Origin of the sequence: uncultured Victivallis sp. (assembly GCF_944391105.1) — a bacterium.
Taxonomy (GTDB): domain Bacteria; phylum Verrucomicrobiota; class Lentisphaeria; order Victivallales; family Victivallaceae; genus Victivallis.
Genome location: NZ_CALXSK010000001.1, coordinates 13617 through 36577, shown reverse-complemented (window position 1 = coordinate 36577; position 22961 = coordinate 13617). Strand labels below are relative to the sequence as shown.

19 protein-coding genes and 2 tRNA genes are annotated in these 22961 nt (G+C 59.0%); 6 read left to right on the top strand and 15 right to left on the bottom strand.

The annotated features are described in order from the left end of the window. Positions 1–85: 85 nt before the first annotated feature. The 8 genes from Q0K10_RS00145 to Q0K10_RS00110 form a co-directional block, all read right to left on the bottom strand. Positions 86–1168: a GntR family transcriptional regulator gene (locus tag Q0K10_RS00145; protein ID WP_294501564.1), complete on the bottom strand. Its 1083-nt coding sequence runs from the start codon at positions 1166–1168 to the stop codon at positions 86–88. 131 nt (positions 1169–1299) lie between these two features. Beyond that, a complete protein-coding gene (locus Q0K10_RS00140; protein WP_294501561.1) occupies positions 1300–2187 on the bottom strand; it encodes an Hsp33 family molecular chaperone HslO in 888 nt (295 codons plus the stop codon). 379 nt (positions 2188–2566) lie between these two features. Then, a complete protein-coding gene (locus Q0K10_RS00135; protein WP_294501558.1) occupies positions 2567–2896 on the bottom strand; it encodes a hypothetical protein in 330 nt (109 codons plus the stop codon). Between the two features lie 183 nt (positions 2897–3079). After that, positions 3080–4870, bottom strand: coding sequence for a glycoside hydrolase family 2 protein (locus tag Q0K10_RS00130; RefSeq protein ID WP_294501556.1), 1791 nt, complete (start codon positions 4868–4870; stop codon positions 3080–3082). Positions 4871–4957: 87 nt separating this feature from the next. Next, positions 4958–6772: a hypothetical protein gene (locus Q0K10_RS00125; protein WP_294501553.1), complete on the bottom strand. Its 1815-nt coding sequence runs from the start codon at positions 6770–6772 to the stop codon at positions 4958–4960. Positions 6773–6958: 186 nt separating this feature from the next. Then, on the bottom strand, positions 6959–7228 hold the full coding sequence (gene rpsO / locus Q0K10_RS00120; RefSeq protein ID WP_294501552.1) for a 30S ribosomal protein S15: 270 nt from the start codon (positions 7226–7228) through the stop codon (positions 6959–6961). A 190-nt stretch (positions 7229–7418) separates the two neighbouring features. Then, positions 7419–7796, bottom strand: coding sequence for a carboxymuconolactone decarboxylase family protein (locus Q0K10_RS00115; protein ID WP_294477870.1), 378 nt, complete (start codon positions 7794–7796; stop codon positions 7419–7421). Positions 7797–7822: 26 nt separating this feature from the next. Further along, entirely contained in the window at positions 7823–8518 is a 696-nt protein-coding gene (locus tag Q0K10_RS00110) for a prepilin-type N-terminal cleavage/methylation domain-containing protein (RefSeq protein ID WP_294501549.1), read from the bottom strand. Between the two features lie 244 nt (positions 8519–8762). Here Q0K10_RS00110 and Q0K10_RS00105 point away from each other — a divergent pair, with 244 nt between their 5' ends. Beyond that, positions 8763–9407: a prepilin-type N-terminal cleavage/methylation domain-containing protein gene (locus Q0K10_RS00105; RefSeq protein WP_294501547.1), complete on the top strand. Its 645-nt coding sequence runs from the start codon at positions 8763–8765 to the stop codon at positions 9405–9407. Between the two features lie 133 nt (positions 9408–9540). After that, complete coding sequence (locus Q0K10_RS00100) at positions 9541–10566, top strand: hypothetical protein (RefSeq protein ID WP_294501545.1); 1026 nt, start codon at positions 9541–9543, stop codon at positions 10564–10566. Positions 10567–10588: 22 nt separating this feature from the next. On the opposite strand, the gene Q0K10_RS00095 is transcribed toward Q0K10_RS00100, so the two are convergent. The 4 genes from Q0K10_RS00095 to Q0K10_RS00080 form a co-directional block, all read right to left on the bottom strand. Then, positions 10589–11563 (bottom strand): NAD(P)-dependent oxidoreductase, encoded by a 975-nt coding sequence (locus Q0K10_RS00095; RefSeq protein WP_294501543.1) that lies wholly within the window; start codon positions 11561–11563, stop codon positions 10589–10591. A gap of 3 nt (positions 11564–11566) precedes the next feature. Beyond that, complete coding sequence (locus Q0K10_RS00090) at positions 11567–12409, bottom strand: CDP-alcohol phosphatidyltransferase family protein (RefSeq protein ID WP_294501541.1); 843 nt, start codon at positions 12407–12409, stop codon at positions 11567–11569. Then, positions 12406–13110, bottom strand: coding sequence for a phosphatidylserine decarboxylase (locus Q0K10_RS00085; RefSeq protein WP_294501537.1), 705 nt, complete (start codon positions 13108–13110; stop codon positions 12406–12408). Before Q0K10_RS00085 ends, Q0K10_RS00090 begins: the two co-directional genes overlap by 4 nt. A 72-nt stretch (positions 13111–13182) precedes the next feature. Next, entirely contained in the window at positions 13183–13710 is a 528-nt protein-coding gene (locus Q0K10_RS00080) for a DUF2062 domain-containing protein (RefSeq protein WP_294501535.1), read from the bottom strand. A 157-nt stretch (positions 13711–13867) separates the two neighbouring features. On the opposite strand from Q0K10_RS00080, the gene hydF reads away from it, so the two are divergent. Continuing rightward, on the top strand, positions 13868–15112 hold the full coding sequence (hydF, locus tag Q0K10_RS00075) for a [FeFe] hydrogenase H-cluster maturation GTPase HydF (RefSeq protein WP_294501533.1): 1245 nt from the start codon (positions 13868–13870) through the stop codon (positions 15110–15112). 3 nt (positions 15113–15115) lie between these two features. Here the strand turns inward: hydF and Q0K10_RS00070 are convergent, their stop codons facing one another. From Q0K10_RS00070 to Q0K10_RS00060, 3 genes are all read right to left on the bottom strand, one after another. Then, a complete protein-coding gene (locus Q0K10_RS00070) occupies positions 15116–17947 on the bottom strand; it encodes an alpha-L-rhamnosidase C-terminal domain-containing protein (RefSeq protein ID WP_294501530.1) in 2832 nt (943 codons plus the stop codon). A gap of 219 nt (positions 17948–18166) precedes the next feature. Then, a tRNA-Asp gene (locus Q0K10_RS00065) sits at positions 18167–18243 on the bottom strand. 53 nt (positions 18244–18296) lie between these two features. Further along, positions 18297–18373 (bottom strand) — tRNA-Asp (locus Q0K10_RS00060). 144 nt (positions 18374–18517) lie between these two features. Between Q0K10_RS00060 and hydE the strand changes: the two genes are divergently transcribed. The 3 genes from hydE to ppdK all read left to right on the top strand — a co-directional run bounded on the left by hydE (position 18518) and on the right by ppdK (position 22952). Next, positions 18518–19615 (top strand): [FeFe] hydrogenase H-cluster radical SAM maturase HydE, encoded by a 1098-nt coding sequence (hydE, locus tag Q0K10_RS00055; protein ID WP_366942909.1) that lies wholly within the window; start codon positions 18518–18520, stop codon positions 19613–19615. A gap of 115 nt (positions 19616–19730) precedes the next feature. Further along, positions 19731–20135 carry a hypothetical protein gene (locus Q0K10_RS00050; RefSeq protein ID WP_294501524.1) on the top strand — a complete coding sequence of 135 codons (405 nt, stop codon included), beginning with the start codon at positions 19731–19733 and terminating at the stop codon, positions 20133–20135. A 96-nt stretch (positions 20136–20231) separates the two neighbouring features. Beyond that, positions 20232–22952: a pyruvate, phosphate dikinase gene (ppdK, locus tag Q0K10_RS00045; RefSeq protein ID WP_294501520.1), complete on the top strand. Its 2721-nt coding sequence runs from the start codon at positions 20232–20234 to the stop codon at positions 22950–22952. Positions 22953–22961 lie beyond the last annotated feature (9 nt).

The window sequence follows — 22961 nt, the reverse complement described above, 5'->3', positions numbered from 1 at the left end:
TTCCTGTTGGGTTGTGATAGGTGTTGATTTCGGTTGTCGGGTTGTTTCTGTAATTGTGGCTACGATGCAGATGTTTTCCTTTCGATCAGTTGACGACAGTCATGGAAATGGTCTTGCGGGTTGATGTTTCGGGAGATTTCAGAGCCCGGACGGATTTTCTTTCAAGCAGTCTCTGCGTAAATTCAATCTGCCGGGAAATTTTTGTTTTATGGTTCAAAATGTCGAGCGCCATGCGGGGAATGAGGACTTTATACTCATCGATCCCCGTATCGACTATGGTGAGCCAGTCGATTCCGGTTTCGCAGCCTGAGCTGATGAGGGAAAGATCCTGAGGAACGCGTATCCCGTGCCGGTCCAGAAACTTGCGGGCGATGACCGCACCATTGCAACTTACCGGAAAGAGCGCGGTAAAGTCATACTTCCCGGCGGCATATTCCTCTATGAATTTTTCAATCTGCTGATCAGGCCGGTCGCCGGGCTGCATTTCACAGTCGAGAACGGTGACTTTGCACCCGTGAGCCCGCGCACAGCTTTCAAATCCGCGCCGATAGGTTTCAATGGTGTAGAGGTGCGGCTCGTTGATGAGAAATCCGAGTTTGCGATGCCCCATGTTGATCAGGTAATTCGCGATGTTCGAGCCGGCGGCGCTGTTGTCGCCGCACACATAGTTGATCTGCTTGACGGGGACCGCGTTGCGGCTCAGAATCACCGGCGCCGGACTCCGGGAGATCGCCAGAATCTGTTCGGGCGTCAGAAGATCGTTGGCGATCCCGTCCAGAATGATGATATCCGCATCGTAGTTCGCCAGCGACTGCGTGATGTCTTCATGATAATCGTAGAGCTCGTGGGCAAACTCGAAACCGTTTGCCTCCGCCCCCTCCCGGAGCGAGTCCGCCATCAGCTGGAAGATTTTCGCCGGCCAGTTGTTCTGGAGCAGCAGCAGCCGCGGAGCCGCCTTTTTCCTGCACACAAAGCTCCCGCGCCCGACATACGCCTTCAGCAGTCCTTTTTCCTTCAGAAGATTGATCGCCGGAGTCACTGTCGACTGGCTGACGCCATATTCCGCCATCAGCTGCCGAACGGTCGGAAAGGGAGCCCCGTCTTCCATCGAGGCGATCCGCTGTCGCAGCATGGCACAAAGTTCATCGCTTTTGCTGGATTTCAACATGACAACGCCGCTTTTTGAAAATTGTATCGATTATGAATACATTTTTATTATACCAAAAAAATCGGCAAAAAGCAAGTGCCGGAAAGAAAAAAAGAGCATTTTTTTCCGCGGATGGAAAAGCGGCCGGAGTGTTACAGCAGATCGTTCGCTGAGAAGTGATACTTCGCATTGCAGAAGTGGCACTGCAGCGTGGGGTTCGGATTTTCCGCGAGCAGTTTTTCGATCTCCTCCCTCCCGAGCATCTGGAGAGCCGCCTTTTTGAGCGATTCCGCCGAACAGCCGCATTCGAACCGCGCGGGGGGGAGTGTACGGAGAGCGAATTCCGGCAATTCAAGCCGTTCGAGCAGGAAGGCGAGAAGCACGCGGAGTCCCTCTTCGGGTTTCCCCATGCAGTTTCTCATGATTTCACCAGCTTCCGACATCTGAAGCCGGGTCCGAATCCGGTCGAATTCCGCAAGGTCGCAGCCGGGCAGTACCTGAATCAGCACACCGAAAGCGGCTTTGACCGGATCGGCAGGTTCGGCCCGCAGTTCAATTTCGCAACGGATCTCGGTTTCATGCTCCTCGCTGACCGAGAGATGGTACCCGAGCGCCGAGCCCGGCAGGATGAAACTGCTGCGGGACTCGCCGGAACTGAGAACTTTACCGTCTTTCGAGCGGGTCAGCTTCACATCCGCGCCCCCTTCGCCGCAGGCGACTTCAACCGAGTCGGCGTTCTCCATCACGTGGGGGTTCTGCACGAGGCCGCGGACAGCTCCATCGGACTTTGCATCCACGACGAGCGCGCCGAGCGGCCCGGTGCAGCCGATCCGGATCGAGTAGCGTTCGCCGTCGTTGAGCAGTGCGGTCATCAGCGCCGCCGAGGAGAGCGCTTCCGCCAGAAGTCTGCCGGCTACCGGATCCGCGTCGTGGCGGACGATTCCCTGTGACGCAAGTTCCCGGAAATTCCCGACCACGAGTTGAATGGCCGGTTCTTTGAAAACCGCGCGCAGCATGAAATCCGGCAGATCGCTCTTCATTTTTTATTTTTCTCCCGATTTGGCATGAAGGTGATGTGATGATCCTGTATCGTGTTTTACTATATCACGAAAGTGCGAGGAATCAAATGAGTTCCCGCCTGTTGTTTGCCGCTTTTGCTTCGAAAAATCTTGAACCGGCCGATTCGATCGGCAATCCATTCCGGCGATTGTGAAGGAACGTTCCGCCGCGGTGAAGATACACCTCGGCTGCGGACTCCTGATGATTCATCCCTTCCGATCATTGCTGTTCTGCGACGGAACCGGGTGGAAAACCGGAACTCTTCTGCAAGGAGAAGTTCGGCTGAGACGCACCCCGCTCGTCTCCGGGAGCCTGCCGGATCACTCTGCGGTCTTTCCGGTGACATTCCGTACGCCCCGTTTATGAGATGAGAACTGCCGCTGCGATCATCGCCGCGCAGATGACAAGCGTGATTCCGATTCCCATGTAGAACTCCCGGCAGCGGAACAATGTCCGGAGGTCGATGAACATCCGGGCGAAAAGAAGGATTCCCGCCCCCAGGGCCCCCGCGATCACGAGCGGGATCACTCCGACGATCAGCAGGGCGTTGCATGGCCACGGATGCCCGCCGTTCAAAGCCGTCGAAAGCGCCAGATAGAGGGCGAACACGATCATTGTTCCCTGCAGCCATACCCAGGAAATCCCTGTCCAGAGGAGAACTTTTGCGACGTTTCGGACGCTGATCTTCATGGACATCACCCTTTTCTCTTCCTGAAAGTACAATACCACGCTTTCCCATGATTACAAGTTTCCCGCGTTGTTTTTCCGCGTTTTCCTGTTGCCCGGAAGGAAGTTCGTCGTCATTTTTCCCGGGCCCGCGCAAAATAAAAACGGCCCCCCGGAATGCGGGGAGCCGTTGAGGAGTCGTCCTGTTCAGATGGACCATTCCGGCTTCTTGCTGAAGATCGGCTTCAGGCTGCCGTCCGGAACCTTCGGAGTGCGGTCATAGCAGTAGACGCCGTTCTCCTCCTGTTCGACGTCCGTAAGCTGCGTGTAGCAGTAACCCGCAATGCCCGGATCGTTGATCATCACATCGACCTGCTCTTCGATTTTCGCGCAGAGCTCCTGCGGCGTTTTGAGGTCGATGCCATGGTATCCCCAGCCTTCCTGCGTCGTCGCGCGCCGCGACTCCGGAATGAACTTGAAGCCGCCCCATTCATCGATCACATACGGCTGGCCCGCGTAGGCGCACTCGTATTTCGGCGCATGGATCATCACCTCGGAGTCCGCCGGACGGATCGCCGCCTTCAGATCGGCCGCCGTCGCCCGGTACGGATGCACCGTCCAGAGGTCGGTTTTCGCGTGGATGTAACCGCTCGAATCATTGACCGGGCGGGTCGGATCGAGCGCCTTGGTCCGGTCATAGATGTTCCGGATGAACGTGCGGTACATCTCGAGCGACCCGGGTGCGGAGAACGCCACGGCAAGGCACTCATCGCTCGGATGCACGCTTTCGTTGAGCGGGCTCCACGCCACGATCGACGGATGGTTCCGGTCGCGCTCGACGATTTCGAGCCACTCGTCGAGATAACGGTAGCGCGCTTCCGGCAGCGCCCAGCTCAGTCCCCAGCTCGGATATTCGTTCCAGGTCAGATAACCGAGTTTGTCCGCCCAGTAGAAGAAGCGCTCTTCAAACACCTTCTGGTGGAGACGCGCGCCGTTGAATCCCGCCGCCATCGAGAGCTCGATGTCATGGCGCAGCGCCTCGTCGGAGGGGGCGGTCCAGATCCCGTCCGGGTAGAAACCCTGATCGAGCACGAGCCGCTGGAAGATCGGCTGATTGTTCAGGTAGACGCGATTTCCCTCGATGTGCACTCTGCGCAGCCCCGCGTAGCTTTCGACCCGGTCGATCTGTGCGCCGGTTTCGTCGCACAGTTCAAACGTGAGGTCGTAGAGATACGGATCATCCGGCGACCAGAGCCGCGGCGAGGGAACCGCGATCTCCATCGGAAATCCGGTCACGGCGGGACCGCTTACGCGGTTCAGTTCCTTCCCTTCCGCTCCGACGATCACCGTGAATGTGTATCCGCGCCGGTCGAGCCGGAAACGGGGTTCGACCGAGAATTTTCCGGATTCGATCGCGGAAGTGATGCGGCAGGAGGCGAGCGCCGCCGGGTGGACGGCCTCCATCCAGACCGTCTGCCAGATCCCGGTCACGCGGGTGTAGTGGCAGCCGGCGGAGTAGGGGGCGTAGGACTGCTTGCCGCCGCCCTGGCAGCCGGAGCGGAGTTCATCGAGGACGTGGACGACCAGTTCCTGTTCGACGCCCGGCTTTACAAATTCGGTTACGTCAAGCGTGAAACTTGCGGATCCACCCTGATGGCGTCCGGCCTCAACCCCGTCGATCCAGACCGTCGCGGCATATTCGACTGCGCCGAAGTGGAGCAGCACGGTTTTGCCTTTCCACGCCTCCGGAACGGTCAGGCGCCGGGCGTAGAAGAGCGACTCGACGAAGTCCGTGTAGCCGAGTCCGGAGAGCGAACTCTCCACGCAGAACGGCACGATGATCTCCCGGTCATAGGTGCTGGTTTTGGTCTGCCAGCTCCGTTCGACGCCGGTTTTTCCGAAGTCGAACCGGCAGCGCCAGCTTCCGTTCAGATTGATCCAGGAATCTTCTCGACGAAATTGCATGCGGGGATATTCCGGACGCGGAATCGCACTCATATTCATATCCTCCTTTTTATGATAAGTTGCGCATTCTGATACAATATACAGTCTCTTTTGTAATTTGGAATGTGAAATATCGGCAAATCAATGCGAAAAATCGCCGTTTCCCGAAAAAAAGACGATTTTTCTCTGCTGTTTCGGCCGGATCTCGTAAACCCCGTCCGGCATTACGGCCAGAAGCGCTGTTCCATTCTCATTCAAACCGAGATTCTGCCGCTGTTCCAATCCGAAGAAACGCAGCGATTCCGCCGGGTTGACGAGGTTGAGCCAGACCAGCCCTTGTTCGCCGGGCACATCCGCCACGGCATAGACTCCGATCCGCAGCGACTTTCGCAGCGCTTTCGCCTGCCGGGCGGTGATTCCGAGTCGCGGAAGCGTCACTCCGGCCTCCTCCGGCAAAGGCGGCGCGTCCCGGAGCATGGCCAGCGGCTGCCCTTTGCCGGGGTCGAATAGCATTCCGATTCCCGAGAGGAAGCTCCAGTTGTTTTCCTGGAGCTGCAAGTGGTAATTCCCCGCGATGGCCGGAAGTTTCGGCGTGAGCGTGAGAGTGGCGGCGTCGAGCTCCATCAGCACCGGAGTTGCGTTGTTCGGCAGAAATGCCGTGTACTCCACGAGCAGCCGTTCCCGGTCCGCGCACGGATAGAGGTTGCGGATCTCGACGGCCCTTGCCCCGGAAATCTGCGGCAGCGGCAGTTTCAGCGGCTGCGGGTTGGAGAAATCGGCCGCTCCGACGAGCAGAACTTTCCGGCCCGGGGCGATCAGGAATGTCCGTTTCCCCGCCGTCGCATACTCGTGCCGCGAACGGGCGGGCAGCTTCACTTCGCTGTAATCGGAGAGACGGCGCCCCGTATTGTTTTCGATGAAAATCTCCTCCGCCGCATCGGGGAAGGTTTTGACCGGGCGGTGTCTCCACTCGTCCGACAGATACTCCCATTTCGCCTCGCCCGGATTCCAGCGCGCGACCCGATACGGTGCGCAGCCATAGAGAACGCCTGCGCGCTGAAACACCCGGTTCACGTTCTCGAACCCGGCGATTTCCGGAAAGATCTGCCAGTATACACTCTCCTGATAAAAGTTCCATCCCGCGAGTTTCTTCACCTGAAAGAGCGGATTGAGCTGTTGCAGCTCCGCTTCCGTGAAATAACGATAGACCGCGTCGGGCGGCATCCCCTGATTGACTGAACTCTTCTCCTCCGGATAAGCGGACGCGTCGAACCGGTTCTCCGCCGGATAACGTTTCAGAATGGCAAGATGCTCCTGTTGCCAGCGGTCAAACCGCTTTTGCTCTTTCGCGATCTCAGCCGCCAGACCTGCCGGCTGCAGTCGGGCGGCGAGGGGCGAGGTTGCGGTCAGCCGGATTTCCGCGAGGTCGAATCCCCACTCATCCGGGTTGAATTTCGGCGGAATTTTGTCGATTACAAGTTCAAACATCACATGACAATGATTCAGGGGTTTGCCGCACCCCAGGCAGAGCAGTTTCTGCGGGTCGAGCTGAAAAGGGAATTCCGCGATTCCCTGCTGATCGGCCGGAAGCCGGAGCTGGAATTGAAACTTGTTTTGTCGCCGGGAACTTGTCTGGCTGCACTCTCCCCCGACCGGGTGCAGACCGAATGCGGTGAGCGTGACGGTGGCGCTGCTCTCCGGGGAGAACGCCCGCCCCGTGAAGCGCAAACGCTGCCCGCCCGGCTTCAGCTCCGAGAGGCAGAACAGCGACTGGATCTGGAGTCCGGGGACTTTGCCGATCCGGATCGCGTTTCCCCGGTACGAGATCACGGACTGCGTATAATATTTGCCGTACGGCACGAAGAGTTCGAGCGCTTCCGGAGGAAGAATTAGTTCCGCCGCTCCTGTGGAAAGTGTCAGAACCATTGCCGTCAGCCAACTCGCCGCTTTGCCCATCGATGCTCCTCCCTGCGTATTGAATTCGCGGAATGCCTCCGCCGTGACCTTGTCCGAAGTGCATTCCGTCAGGTTACGCCAATAAGACGTTGTTCCTTTCCCGGTTCTTAGCGGCGTCCGGAAATTTCGGGGCAGAAAAAAAGCCGGAGTCATCACGACCCCGGCTCTTTCCGGCATTGATCCCGATTACTTCGCGCGGCGGATGCCGAGCGCGTCGGTGAGCTCAATGTACTTCGCGATATTTTCGCGCATCAGATAGGCCAGCAGCTTCTTGCGGAGGCTCACCATCGCGAGCAGGCCACGGCGGGTGCTGTGATCCTTCTTGTTCGCTTTCAGGTGCTCGGTGAGCTCAAGAATGCGGGCGCTCAGCAGAGCGATCTGGACTTCCGGGGAACCGGTATCGCCCTCTTTGCGGCCGTACTTGCTGATGATTTCGCTTCTCTTCGCCTTGTCCATCTTTCTCTTCCTTTCAGAATTGCGTGTCCGGCAGCCTTCCGCCCGGACAAAGAGCGGAAACCACCTGAACCGTTGTCAGATTTGATTAAAATATCCCCGAACCTGCAGTTTTTCAAGCCGGGCAGGGAATTTTTACAAAGAAAAACGCCGGATTTTCTGTAAATCCGGCGTCGATCGTCAGCTTCAAGCCTCACTTTGACTTCAGGTCGGACTTCAGGCTGATCGCCTTGTTGAAGTTGTTGTAGAGGCTGATCGAAGCGGCGACTTCGATCGCGGCGGTGATCTCCTCATCGGTTACGCCTGCCGCGAGGGCGGCGGAACGGTGCGCGTCGAGGCAGTATTCACAGCCGTTGACCGCGCTGACCGCGATGATGATGAGTTCCTTGGTCTTCGGATCAAGTCCCTTGCCGGCGGCTTCGGCGATGCGCATGGCCAGGTCAAGGAAATCTCCGTTGCGCCCCATCGCCTGAAACACTTCCGGGACAAAACCGAACTTCTTCTCGATCCCTTCCTGAATCTTGGCCGCCTTCGCGTCCCCGGTCTTGTTGTAAAGTTTGACTCCAGCCATTTGTTTTCTCCTGTTGATCCGACGTCTTATTCCGTCGCAAACGTGTAGTCGGCAATTTCTACGGCTCCGTCTCCATTTTGAGCCGGATAGTACCGTTTTCCGTTCGAGAGTTCCGCCGGATTCAGGCTTTCGACATGACCGTCGAGAAAGAAGAAATTGCAGAAACTTCTGCCGTTATGAATCTGATAAGCCTGCCCGTTGGAACTGCCGGACAAATTGAGCAGATGCGAGGCGGTCGTGCCCGAGATGGAGCAGCCACCCATCACCATCGCGGTGGGGGAAACCTGAATATTACCCGCATAAAGGTGCTTGGTGCCGCGGAAGTCAAACCCTTCTGCCGACGTGGTGTACACGGCGCCGAAGGTCTGATTCAGATCGCTGATGATCCGGGTGTTATCGTCAGCCGCGTTCGAATTGCTGTAATTGACGAAGGAGGGGCAGCGCAGCACGTTCGGATCCTGATTCAGCTTTTTCCAGTAGAGCGTCACGCCCCAGATGTTTTGATTTCCTGTCTCGGATGAGGAAAGAAAGCGCTGATTCGATTCGTTCATGTAAAGGCTGATGAACGAGGTTGCCTGTTTCTGATTGCTCAGGCACTTGGCGGTTTTGGCACGCTCGCGCGCGCCGTTGATCGCGGGGAGCAGCAATCCGGCGAGGATCGCGATGATTGCGATGACCGCGAGCAGTTCTGTGAGCGTAAAATTGTAACGCTGCTGTTTCATGGTTGTCCCTTCCGTATGACAAAACTATCGTATTTCAAATGGATTCACAAGGATACCCGATGAATAACCTAACCGGCCAAAAGCAATTTGTCAAGCCGTTTCCTCTATTTCCGATGATTTTTCGAGAAAAAAGCCGATTGCGATTTGAAAAATCGCGAAAAAGAACTTACTATACAATAAAGGACGTGTACCTGCTGTCGGTGTCCTGACAAATGGAAGTTGGTAAATACGGGAAATTTGAATCATGAGAACACGAAATTCGTTCACTTTGACGGAACTGCTGGTGGTGATCGCCATCATCGCGATCCTCGCCGGCCTGTTGCTCCCGGCGGTCATGCTCGGTCAGCAGAAGGGGCGCGAAACCCAGGCCAAAGCCGACATGAACACCATCATGATGGCGCTCAAAGGCGTTGAAAACACCTACCAGCAGATGGTGAAAGCCGGGGATTCCAGTTATGGTATGCCATCACCTGCTTCCGGACAGACCTTCATTACAATCGGTGGAGACACCAATACCTCTGCTTATGATAGATTTATCGTGGAATTGTCTGACCCCAAGAATGCTATCTTTAGTAATTCGAGCAGCCTTAATATCAACAAACGCCGGATCCAGTTCCTCGATCCGAAGCCCAGTTATGATCCCAGCGAGGATGGCACCGATACAGTAAATTTGCCTTATCTCTGGCGGGATCCCTGGGGCAATCGTTATGTCATCATGATTGATGTCGAATTTGCCGATAGGATCGAAATGCCGTATGACAGCGACAAATCCATTGCAGGAAAGGTTGCAATTTATTCCTGGGGACCGAATGGAACCGATGATAGTGGTCGGAATGCGGCGGAAGGTATCGGATCCGGTAGGGATGACGATATCGTCAGCTGGCGGTAATTACTCTCCGGTGGCGATTGACGGCGCGGGTTTCCGCGCCGTTTTTTTTGGGCCTCGACTGGAAAAAAATTCTCCCCGCGTGTATATTTTCCGCCGTCCAAACTTATGAAGAAAGGTGTGAGGAATGCGCTTCTTGACGAAAATTCGGGATTTTCTGGTTTATCTCGCGATTCTGATTCCTTACAAACTCCTGCGGCTCATGCCCTATTGCGTGGTCAAAGGTGTCGCGTGGATTTGCGGCAGTGCGATGAATCTCATCCCCTCGATCCGCAAGCTCGTGCGGGCGAATATCCGAACCGCGTTCCCCGAATACTCCTCCGCCGAAGTCGCCGCCGTCGCCGGACGGTCGCTTCATAATCTCGCACTGAACATGGCTGAATTTATCTGGCTTAACGGCAGGCCGGACCGCATCGAACGCTGCTATGTTCTTCCCGAAGACATCACCGGACGGCTCAAGGGACACGTCGCCCGACATGAACGGATCATCTTCGTGAATCCCCATCTCGGCAGCTGGGAGGCCTCCGGCGTCATGGCGCCCTATTACGCCGGCGTCGATATGGTCGCCATCGCGAAACCCGTCCGCAACCCCTATCTGAACCGGCTGCTCAACAGCGGCAACCGCGAAAAGGTCAAAGGTCTTGAAATCATCTTCTCCAACGGCGCGATTCGGGCCGCGACCCGGGCGTTGCGCGAAGGCCGCGGCGTCGGCACTCTGATCGACCAGAACACCCGCGTCCGCGACGGCGGCAGTTTCGTCGAGTTTTTCGGACTGCCGGTCCCGAGCAGCACCGCCCCGGCGCACCTCATGAAATACTGCCTTGCGCACGACATCCCGGCGGTCATCGTCTACGGTACGAGCGTCCGCCACGAGGACGGGCGCGTCTACGCCCACTCCGACTATCTGCCGAAGCCGTTTGCGGAGTACCGGGACGAGACCGAGGTCCTTCAGGACCTGATGCGGATCTCCGAATCGTACATCCGCCGCTACCCGGATCAGTATCTCTGGTTCTATCGCAGATTCCAGAACATCGAGCCGGACTGCCCGGAAACGCTGAAAAAACGGTATCCCTATTACGCGAAGGTTGTCGGTCCCCATTTCTACCGCAAGACCGCGCGCGACGTTCGCGCGGAAGAGCAGGGGAAAGCCGATTCGCAGTAGACGCGTGGTGGAGTCTGTCCGCTCAGCCGCGTCGTTCGGCGAGCAGGCAGTCGCGCACGTCGTCGATGACCTCTTCGAGCGTGTGTTCCGGCTGCCAGCCGGTCAGCTGCCGGATCGCCCCGGTGTTCGGCATCCGGCGCATCATGTCCTCGAATCCCTTGGCGTATGCCTTGTCGTAGGAGAGATATTCGATTTTCGAGCTGCTCCCGGTGCGTTCGATCACAAGTTGTGCGAGTTCTGCAATCGTGATCGAGCGGCGGCCTCCGATGTTGTAGATCCGTCCGAACGATTCCGGCCGGTCGACGAGCAGCCGCAGGGCACGCACCACGTCGGCGACGTGACAGAAACAGCGCGACTGCTTCCCGTTCCCGTAGACCTGCAGCGGCTCTCCGGAGAGCGCCCGCCCGACGAAGCGCGGAATCACCATCCCGTACATGCCGGTCTGGCGCGGCCCGACCGTGTTGAAGAAACGAACCACCGTCCCCGGCAGATTCACCGCACGGTGAAACGCCATGACGTAAAACTCGTCCAGGAGTTTGCTGCAGGCGTACGACCAGCGCGAATGGTACGGGGACCCGATCAGCAGATCGTCCGTTTCGGTGAATTCCGGATGCGTGGATTTTCCGTAAACCTCGCTGGTGGAGGCGACGATGATGCGGCGACCGTACTTCGCCGCCGGTTTCAGCACATTTTCCGTGCCGTGAACATTCGTGGTGATTGTGCGGACCGGATCCTTGACCACCAGTTCGACGCCGACGGCCGCGGCAAGGTGGAACACCGTGTCACACGCCGCGATTTCCGCGTCGAGCAGTTCCGCACTTTCCAGAATGTCCGCTTCGATGACCCGCAGTTTCGGATGGTTGGCGACTTTTGCCAGATTGCGAGGCGAACCGGTCGAATAGTCGTCCACCACGACCGCTTCGTGCCCGTCCGCAAGCAGAGTTTCGACCAGATGGCCGCCGATGAAACCGGCTCCGCCGGTGATGAGAAAACGCATGAATCAACCCGCCTTTCCAGCCGGATCCGCGTCCGCCGTCTGTCCCTTCTCCGTCGCCCGGCGGCGGAAGAACCGGAACAGCGCCAGAATCGGCCCCGCGAAAATATAAAGTGTCACAATCACGGCCAGCCCGCCGAACCGGAAGAACACCACCACCAGCAGCATCGCCGCCAGCAGCAGTTCCCGTTTCCGGTTGCGCCGCACGGAGAGCAGCCACTTGGCCGCGTGCGTGTAGGGAATCGGGCTGACCATCAGCAGTCCGAGAATCGCCGCATAGGCCGGGAGCAGAAACGCGTATTTCGTGAGATCGATGTCACACGACCACGCGTAGGCCACCACCGCGCAGATGCCGATCGCCGCACCGGGGGAGGGCAGTCCGCTGAATTTATCACTGGATTTCTTTTCGAGCATCGCGTGAACGTTGTAGGTCGCCAGCCGCAGCGCCGCGCCGCCGACGTAGACCGAGCAGAGCAGATAGATGATGATCTCCTCCGTGCGGCCGATGTGGTTCGGCGTCCGCAGCGAGTGAGTCATGACCGCGACCAGCGTCGCCGGCGCAACGCCGAACGTCACCATGTCCGCGAGCGAATCCATCTGAAGTCCGTGCATGCTTGCCGCGTTGAAGATTCGCGCGGCAAGCCCGTCGAGCGAATCGAAGATCATCGCGCAGCAGATGATGACCGCACTCCAGAAAAATACGTCGAGCCGGTCCACCCCCCGCTCATACGCCCGCAGTGTGATGAGAATCGCAAGAAATCCGCACAGAGAGTTGCACAGCGTCAGCGAATTCGGCACATATTTGAGCCATCGGTTCGTTTTCAGCAGGTTGCGGAACCGCTGCTTCATTTGTTGTCGCTCCCGCCGTTGGCGGCGACGGCCATGACGGTTTCTCCTCCGCGGACCTTGTCGCCGACTTTCACCTTGACGTCGAACTCGCCGACCGGCAGATAGAGTTCCGTGCGCGAGCCGAATTTGATCATCCCGTAAACTTCGCCGCGCCGCAGTTTGCGGCCCGGATCGACCGGGCAGACGATTTTACGCGCGATTTTCCCGGAGATCTGACGGACGGCCATCGGGAAACTCTTCCCGTCGGCGTTCGCGGTTCCGGAGATGGTCATCGCTTCGTTCCGGACTGCGCACTCGGGGTGGCGCGCATCGAGGAACTCTCCTTCGCGGTAGAGTTTCCCCGTCACGTCGAATTCCGCCGGCGAACGGTTCACGTGAACGTTCAGCACAGAGAGAAAAATTCCGATCCGCAGCGCGCGCCCTTCGAACGGAGGAACATGGAAGTCGTCAACCACGCCGATGTCGCGCACCACCCCGTCCGCCGGGGCGACCAGCAGCTTCGGATCCGTCGGAATCGTCCGCTTCGGATTCCGGAAAAATGCGGCAAACGCGACAAACACCACGATCGCTGCCGCGCCGACTCCGCATCCCCAGCCGGGATGGACGTATCTGCCCAGAAAATAACAGCCGATCAGCACCGCCACCGTGACCAGCAGCGCGCTTCCCCACTCCCGAATTCCGTATCTGGTCAAAGTCATCATTACGCCGTTTGAATCCTTATCGTTGAATGATCTGCCTGAAATCGTAACATAATATAACCGTCCACGCCGTTTTTACAACTTTTTTCCGGTGGCTTTTGCCCGTCTTTTCGCGCGTTCCGCCCGGAAGCGGAGGACCAGACGGACCGTGAGACGGTAGCCGGGTATCGCCGTGAGCACTCCGAAAAAGAGTCCCCCCGCGAAAAACGAGAGCACCAGCGGAGTCCCGAGTTCGAAGAACGCTGCAAGCGACGGCTCTTCGACCAGCGAATGGAGTTTCTCCGTCAGCACCCGCCAGCGCAGCGGATTGAGCAGCAGCCAGCTTCCGACGTAACACTGCACCGGGTAGAAGAAGAACGACGTGACGTAATTGCTGTGGAACGTCAGCAGAAATGCCGGAATCTTCGCCCCCTTGAGCAGCCATGCCAGTGCGATCGCCGGAAGCGACTGCACTCCGATCGGCAGAAAGAATCCGATGAAAATCCCCACCGCAACCCCGCGCGCGATATATTCCGGAGAGCCGTTGTTCCGCATGATTTTCAAATAGTAGAAGCGGATGCTTCTGCGAATTTTCTGAATCGCACCGCGTCGTTTGCCGGACATCGCAGTTTCCTCTCGCCGGAGATTTCATGGTGTAACGTTTTTCCACTATACAGGCGTACCGGGGATTTTTCAACCGGGCGACTTTACTTTTTCCCTTTTCCATGGTATTTTAAACAATTGCATTTGAGTTTCAATCTGAAAGGGGAGTCTGTCAGAAATGGAAACCGCACCGCGCTCCATGCGCCTCCAGATCGCCGTCGCCGGACGTACGAATTCCGGCAAATCGAGCTTTATGAATCTGATCGCCGGACAGGATGTCGCCATCACTTCACCCGTTCCCGGCACCACCACCGACGTGGTCGAGAAAGCGATGGAACTGCGCCCGCTCGGACCGGTTCTTTTTCTCGATACCGCCGGAATCGATGACGAGACTGAACTCGGCAACCGCCGTATCGAACGTTCCGGCCGCGCCTTCGACCGTGCCGACGTGATTCTGCTCGTGACCGGCGCGGGCGTCTGGGGCGCCCCCGAAGAGCGGATGCTCGCGGTTGCCCGGGACCGCAAAGTCAGTCTGATCCCGATCGTGAACAAGTGCGATCAGACCGCGCCCGCGCCGGAGTTCCTGGCGAAGCTGCGCGAGGCGACCGGATTTGAACCGCTCTGCGTCTCCTCGAACGGCGGAGAGGCCGAACGCGAACGCGTGCTGCCGTTGCTCAAGGATGCGCTGCTCGCGGGATGCCCGGAGGATTTTCTCACGCCGCCGCCGCTGCTCGGAGACCTCGTGAAACCCGGGGACACCGTCGTGCTCATCGTCCCGGTCGACATTCAGGCTCCCAAGGGGAGACTGATCCTGCCGCAGGTGCAGGCCGTCCGCGATGCACTCGATTCGGATGCACTCTGTTACGTGGTCAAGGAGAGCGCGTACAGGAGCGCCCTTGCGAATCTGCGCGAAAAACCTGCGCTCGTGGTCTGTGACTCGCAGGTGGTCGACCTCATGGTGCGCGAGACGCCGGCGGATGTTCCCTGCACGACTTTTTCGATTCTCTTCGCCCGGCTCAAGGGGGACATGAATGTGCTGGCGGCCGGAGCCGGACGAATCCGCTCGCTGCGGCCCGGCGACCGGGTTTTCATCGCCGAAGCGTGTACGCACCATGCGAGCGACGACGACATCGGCCGGGTGAAGATTCCACGCTGGCTGGCGAAGTTTGTCGGCGGAGAACTGCACGTCACGGTCGGTGCGGGGCGCGACTATCCCGCCGACCTCTCAAAGTATCAGCTTGTGATCCATTGCGGGAGCTGCATGTTGAACCGGCGCGAAACCCTGCGCCGGATCGAAAACGCCCGCCGCAGCGGCGTGCCGATTACGAACTACGGCATGGCGATCTCCACCTGCCACGGCGTGCTTGAGCGGGTGCTTTCCCCGTTCCCGGAGGCGCTGGAGGCGTTTCGGCGCGGCAACTGAGAATCAATTCTCCCCGTCCCCGTCTCCGTCATCGATGTCGTATTCGGGGGTGGGATTCAGCAGCGTCACCTTCTCCCCGAGGCGGAATACGGTGTTCGCAAGCTGTTTGTGACTCATCTCCGGAAGGATCTTCACCGGGAAGCTCGAATCGAGTGTGACGTCGAGCGAGCCGTCCTCCTGCACCGCCCATTTGACTTTCAGCCGGCCGCGGGCCATCGGAAACACCGATTCGGCCCAGTCGACCTGGTGAAACGCAGGATTGAAGTAAATGACCGAGTGACCCGCCTCTGCGATGCGGATCCCGAGGATTTCACGCACGAGGAAGATGTTCGGCGAGACGCAGCTCCCTTCGGAGAACTTCGTCGGCGCCGGATCGTCGTGTTCGAAGTCGACCCGCCAGGCGTTCGCTTCCGGACACATCCGTTTCGACCAGTAGTCGCGGAAGTAGCGGAACGGCCACTCCTTCTGCCCCAGCGCGAACATCATCTCCATGAAGAGAAAATGGAAGTACGGGTGGCGCGATTCGTCACTGCGGTCGAATGGAGGATCGTAGTTGAAGAAGCTGTAAAAGAAATATTCAAACGACGAGAGCGGCAGAACTCCGCCGAACATCGCGCAGAAGTTCGCGAACAGGTTGTGGTCCGGCATGCGTTCGCTCTCCAGCGACCAGCGGCAGAAGAGGCTGCAGGCGGGGTCGAAATTGCGGTTGCGCAACTCTTCGGCGACTTTGCCTGCGAGGTCGTAGCAGTGGGCTGCCTTCTCCTCCTCCTCGACCGTCCGGTAGATTTCCGCGGCCGAAAGCAGGAAGCGGCAGAAGAGCGCGTTGATGTAAGTCGGAATCTCTCCTGCCCGGAACTCCCCGGAGCTGATGCGGCTGTCGAAGCTGAACCGGGTCTCCGTATCGACGAGCAGCCCGGTATTTTCGTCGATCATCGCTTCGAAGTATTCGAGCGTCAGGTCGAGGCTCGGAATCGTCTCCCTGAGGCGGGTGATGTTCGCGGTGAACCGGTAATTGTAGTAGATCCAGACCGGCAGAAAGAAGAGCTGATGAACCTGTGACGCATGCCGCGAACCGAACGTCAGCGCCGGAATGTCGCCGTTTTCGAGTTGCGCGTCAAGGAATTGCCGCAGCCGGGCGGAGGCGTACTCGTAATCGCCGAAGGTCACGCTCATGTTGACCGCGTCGATGTAGGCGTCGAGCATGTAGCAGTCGTTGTCGGCGCGGGATTCCGCCAGCGGAACGAAGGCGGCGGAACGACGCAGCGTCTGCCGGCCGATCTCCCAGAACTGGTTCAGAAGTTCGTCGGAGCAGCGGAAGGTGGTTTCCTGCCGCTCGTTCCGCACGAGTTCCTCAAAGCTGATGCCGAGCACCTTGACGCTGCCGGAGGTGTGCCGGACGGAGATCATGATGTAGAAACAGTCCGTCGGGATGAAGGTCAGGTAGACGTTCCGGGCGTTTCGGCAGCGGATGGTACCGGTTCCCCGCACCTCCTTGCCTGCGGAGATGAAGCCGTTTTCCGTGCGGCGACAGCCGATGGTGATGTCGACCAGGTCTCCCGCCGCCGCCTCCAGCGTGACCCGGACAAAGCCGTAGCGGACCATGTCGAGCCGGTAGAGCGCGAAGTCGCCGGTCTGAAGCGGACGGCTCCAGGCAAGTTTCGCCTCCTCCTCGTCGGCGGGAAGGGTTTCCGCTTCGAAACGGCTTTGTGACAAATACGCGTCCGGATCGGTGAGGTATTCGAGTTCCGGAACGTAATTGTCCTGTACGAGACGTCCGAATTTCAGTGACGGCGTCGCCTCTTCAAGCGACAGTTTCAGGGGGCCTACGGTGTTCCAGCCTTCGGATGCCTGCTTTTCCGGGGCCCGGCTGAACCAGAATTCGCGGCCGTCGTCGGAGGGGATCATCATGACCATGCCCATCGCATGGCGTCCGGGATTCTGGACGAGCAGCAACCGGTTCCACCCGGCTTTGAGCGGGAGCTTCACTTCCACGCCCATCGCTTCGGAAGTGTTGAGCACGAGACGGTTGTTGCAGAAGAGTTTCATCGGGTCGTCGGAATAGACGCGCGCCGGGAGACTTTCATCGATTTCGCTGAACAAAAAGGTGTTGGCGGCATAGGTTTCCATGCCGTTGCCGTCGGCGTCCTCGAATGTGACCTGCGTCCAGTTCGGCGGCTGAACGAGTTTTCCGCGGGCAAAGGGGGCCGGCACCGGATTTTCCACCGCGATTCCGGGAGGCGCGAGCGGGTGTGGTTCGAGTTTGCTGCCGAAGTCGTCTCCGACGATCGTGGAGTAGTCCGGGTGCTTCCATTGTCCGTCGGTCAGAAAGACCGGGGTCGTCCAGTTCAGCGGGCAGTCATCCGCGTTGAAGAACTGGCTCAATCCCTGATCCTTCGAGAGGCGTGCTCGCGGTGCGCAGTAACAGTTCCCCTCGCGTACAACCCAGGTCTGGTCGCTGCACAGCAGAAGTTTTCCCTGCGCTTCCATCTGGCACCAGAGTCCGGGCGAGTGTCGGTTGTGGCCGCCCTGGTCGGCGTTGTAGTAGACGAGCACGGCGATGACATTGATTCCGGATTCGAGGTAATAGGTCACCTCATGCATGTCGACGTAGCTGACGCCGCAGTTCTGGTGGGCGCGCGGTCCGAAGCCGACGAAGCGGCCGTTGATGAAAAGCTGATAGGCGCAGTTCGCGCTGATCCAGAGGAGCGTGTCGAGATTGACCGTCGTGCAGACAAACTCCTTGCGCATCAGGAGAAAGCTGTCGGGGCGGTTCAGAAGCGAATTCTTCCAGATCCATTCTCCCGTGATCCGGGTCGGCATTTTGGTCTCCGTCATAAGCGCACCTCCCTGTCGTATCGGGTGCCCCGCGGTCGCCGCGGTCGCACGTCGGCTTTTGGTTTCCTCAATACTCTTCCCTATGTATTATGACGCCAAAAACAACGGAAGTCAACCCGTAAAGCAGAAAATTTACGAATAATCACGTCCGAGGGGGCGTTTTTTCCGGAAAAACGAGCGATGACACGAAAAAATGAAATGGAATTCAGACAAAAAAAGTGGCGAGAGAGACGGGGCTCGAACCCGCAACATCCACCGTGACAGGGTGGTACTCTAACCAATTGAGCTACTCCCCCGCATATCTGCGGTATGCGTCAACTTTCCGGATGCGTCGCACCTTTGAAAAAAGTGGCGAGAGAGACGGGGCTCGAACCCGCAACATCCACCGTGACAGGGTGGTACTCTAACCAATTGAGCTACTCCCCCGCATCCGTCGGTTTTCGCAACGTCCCTTAAGATATCACCAATCCGGCAGAATGCAAATCCCCGAATGAAGAAAATTTCGAAAAAGTTGCATATTTTTCTCCGGAGTGCTACATTATCTGCCGCATTCAGCCGTGGAGGAGCATGATGAAACTCGAAACCGTACTTGCCGCCGCCGTCGCCGGAGAACGTCTCGACGACGGGGCGCTCGCGTTCCTGCTGGGGCTCGGGGAACCCGCCGAACTTGAGGCGCTTTTCCGCGCCGCCTACGCCGTGAAACTCCGGTATGTCGGAAACCGGGTCCGGTTGCGCGGACTTGTGGAGATCTCCAACATCTGCCGGAAAAACTGTTACTACTGCGGCATCCGCAGCGGCAACGGGAAGGTTTCCCGCTTCACCATGAGTCGCGAAGAGATTCTTGAGGCGGCCCGGCTCACCGCCCGCTTCGGCTACGGATCGATTGTGCTTCAGGCGGGGGAACGGAACGATCCTGCCTGGATCGACTTCATCGAAGAGACGGTTCGGCAGATCAAGGCAATCGACGGCGGAAGACTCGGGATCACGCTTTCGCTCGGAGAACAGACGCTGGAGACGTACCGCCGCTGGTTCGCCGCGGGAGCACACCGTTATCTGCTGCGGATCGAGAGTTCCGATCCGGAGTTTTACGCCCGGCTTCACCCGGCGGATCACCGTTACGACGAGCGGGTCGCCGCGCTCGGATTTCTGCGCGAGGCGGGGTATCAGGTCGGAACCGGTGTGATGATCGGGCTGCCGGGGCAGACGGTGTCGCATCTTGTGCGTGACCTCCGCTTTTTTCAGAAGCTCGACGTCGACATGATCGGAATGGGGCCGTATCTTGTCCACCACGATACGCCGCTCGGGCGGGAATTTCCGGAAACCGGCAGCGATGCGAACCGGCAGCTGGAAGCGGGCCTCAAGATGATCGCCGTCACCCGGCTTCTGCTGCGCAACGTGAACATCGCGAGCACGACCGCGCTGCAGGCGCTCGCGCCGGACGGGAGGGAGCTCGGACTTCTTGCCGGTGCGAACGTCATCATGCCGAACGTCGGGGATCTCGCATACCGCAAAGGGTATCTGCTTTATGAAAACAAGCCGGGCACCGATGAGAATGCCGATTCCGCCCGGGTATCGCTCGAGCGTGCGATCACTGCCATCGGGGAGCGGATCGCTTACGACGAGTGGGGGGATTCTCCCCACTTCGCCGCTCGAACCGGGAGCCGTTGAGCGGCGTGCGAAATTTGTCCGCGGGGGAACTTGTATTCCGGCGCGGCGGGGATTAGATTATGTGGTCGTGCCGGAAGATTTTTCGGGAAATAATTTTGACGGGGAATGGATGAAAATGAACGGAAGAACACTTTTTGTCACGGTGTCGGCGTTCGTCTGCGCCGCTTTCCTGGCGGGCTGTACGACTTATGACAACAACTATCTGAGGCCGGAGGATTTCGCGGTCTACCTTGAGCGCGAAGGGGTGAAGGTCGAGGGGGTCCGGCCGCTGCCGGGCGAACCGTTCCGCGCCACGAGCGGCTGCGCCGTGAAGGTTGCGGACTGCGAGGTCGGCGTCTACAAATACGACCGTTCGTCGACCGTGCAGGAAAAGCGGGTGAAAAAGATCGCGGAAGAGGGGCGGACCTACATTCAGGGAATTCCGTTCCCGGTTGAGGTGCGCGGATCGTTCATGTTCCTCGGCCTTGAGAAGAATCCGCAGAAACATCAGATCATCAGAGTGATCGACAAATTCTACTGAGAAACATCGGCGGAACGGCCGCATCCGGACGCTGTTGCGGCCCCGTATTGAAGAACAGTCACAGACAACAGCAGAAGTACGGAGGAAGAGGGAAGAATGGCGGAGAAGAAATATGTGTATTCGTTCGGGGGAGGGGATTCCGAAGGTTCCGGTTCGATGAAAGAGCTGCTCGGCGGCAAAGGCGCGAATCTGGCGGAAATGGCTTCGCTCGGGCTGCCGGTACCCCCGGGATTCACGATCACGACCGAATGCTGTGTCGATTACTTCCGGGAGGGCGGCCGGCTGCCCGCGTGTCTGGAGAAACAGGTTCAGGCGGCGCTCGCCCGGGTCGAGTCGGTCATGGGTATGAAGTTCGGCGATCCGGCCAATCCGCTGCTGGTCTCCTGCCGTTCCGGCGCGCGCAGTTCGATGCCCGGCATGATGGAGACCGTGTTGAACGTCGGGTTGGCGACATCTACGATTCCGGGACTCATCGCCAAGACCGGCAACGAGCGGTTCGTCTACGACGCCTACCGGCGGCTGATCATGATGTATTCGGACGTGGTGATGGAGAAGGCCGAGGGAATCGAGCCCGGGGAGGGCAGGGCGATCCGCAAACAGCTCGACGAGATGCTCGACGACCTCAAAGCCGAAAAAGGCTATGCGAGCGACACCGATCTCACCGTCGAGGATCTCAAACAGCTCTGTTCGGCGTTCAAGGCGAAAGTGCGGGAGACGCTCGGCGCGGAGTTCCCCGACGATCCGATGCAGCAGCTCCGGGGCGGCATCTGCGCCGTGCTGAAGAGCTGGAACGGCAAAAAAGCGGTCTCCTACCGCCGCATCGAAGGGATTCCGGACGACTGGGGCACTGCGGTCAATGTGCAGAGCATGGTCTTCGGCAACATGGGCGAAACCTCCGCGACCGGCGTGGCCTTCACGCGAAATCCGGCCACGGGCGAGAACAAGTTCTACGGTGAGTGGCTCATCAACGCGCAGGGCGAGGACGTCGTCGCCGGAACCCGCACCCCGAATCCGCTCAACAAGGATACCTGCAACGAGCAGAACAAACATTTGAAGTCGCTTGAAGAGCTCTATCCGGCTCTTTACGAACAGCTTTATGCGATCCGGAACAAACTTGAGGCGCATTATCGCGACATGCTCGACATCGAGTTCACGATTCAGGAGGGTGTGCTCTACATGCTGCAGTGCCGCGTCGGCAAGCGGACCGGCGCGGCCGCGTTGAACATGGCCATGGACATGCTTGAAGAGGGGATGATCGACGAGAAAACCGCCGTGATGCGCGTCTCTCCGGCGCAGCTCGACGAACTGCTGCATCCGATTCTCGACCCGAAAGCCGAGAAGGGGGCGTCGATCATCGCGAAGGGACTTCCGGCCGGGCCGGGCGGAGCGGTCGGCCGGATCGTTTTCTCCAGCGCCGAGGCGGTCGCCGCTGCGGCGAAGGGGGAAGCAGTGGTCATGGTGCGCGAGGAGACCAATCCGGAGGATGTCGAAGGCATGCGCGCCGCGACCGGAATTCTCACCGCCCGCGGCGGCATGACCAGCCATGCCGCGCTCGTCTGCCGCGGCTGGGGCAAGTGCTGCATCGTCGGAGCGGGCTCGCTTGTGATTGATGAGGCGAACCGCACGATGAAGGTCGGCGGCGTGACTTATACCGACCGTGATGTTCTCAGCATCAACGGCAGCCGCGGCTACGTCTATGCCGGGGCGCTCACGACGATCGATTCGAGCGAGAATCCGCAGCTGAAGCACTTCATGGCGCTCGTGGACAAGTTCCGAAGACTCGGCGTGCGCGCGAATGCCGACACGCCGGACGATGCGCGGATTGCGCGCAGCTTCGGTGCGGAGGGGATCGGCCTCTTCCGGACGGAGCATATGTTCTACGGCAAAAACAGCGAGAAGCCGCTCTTCGCGCTGCGGCGGATGATTCTGGCGCACACCCGTGACGAGAGGGTCGCGGCGATTGCGGACCTCTTCGGGTTTGTGAAGAACGACGTGAAGAACACGCTCAAGGCGATGGCGGGGCTGCCGGTCACGTTCCGGCTGCTCGATCCGCCGCTGCACGAGTTCGTTCCGAGCGCCCCGGCGGCGCGGGCGGAACTTGCGGCGGCGCTCGGTATCACGGTCGAGGAGATCGCCAGACGCGCGGAGAATCTGCACGAGGTCAATCCGATGATGGGGCACCGCGGCGTGCGGCTCGGGATCACTTATCCGGAAGTCTCCGAAATGCAGATGCGCGCGATTCTGGAAGCCTCGGTCGAACTGGAGAAGGAAGGCGTTGCATGCCATCCGGAGATCATGATTCCGGTGACCTGCGACGCCTCGGAACTCCGTTTTCAGAAGAAGATTCTCGCACGTGTCGCCGGCGAGGTCGCCGCGAAATTCGGGCTCGAAGCGGTCGAGTACAAGGTCGGGACGATGATCGAGATCCCGCGCGCCTGTTTGCTCGCGGACGAGATGGCGGCGGAGGCGGACTTCTTCAGCTTCGGCACGAACGACCTGACCCAGATGACTTTCGGCTTCAGCCGCGACGACATCGGCGGATTCCTCGGGGACTACCTGGAGAAGAAGCTGCTCGCGGCCGATCCGTTCCAGACGATCGACCAGGCGGGCGTCGGCAAATTGATCCGGTTCGCGGTCGAGAACGGCCGTCGCGTGAAGCCGGAACTGAAGATCGGCATCTGCGGCGAGCAGGGCGGCGAGGCGAAGTCGGTCGAGTTCTGCAACCGGGTGGGGCTGAATTACGTTTCGTGCAGTCCGTTCCGGGTGCCGATTGCGCGGCTGGCGGCGGCGCAATCGGCGATCGCGGACGGGAAGTAACTCCCGGGA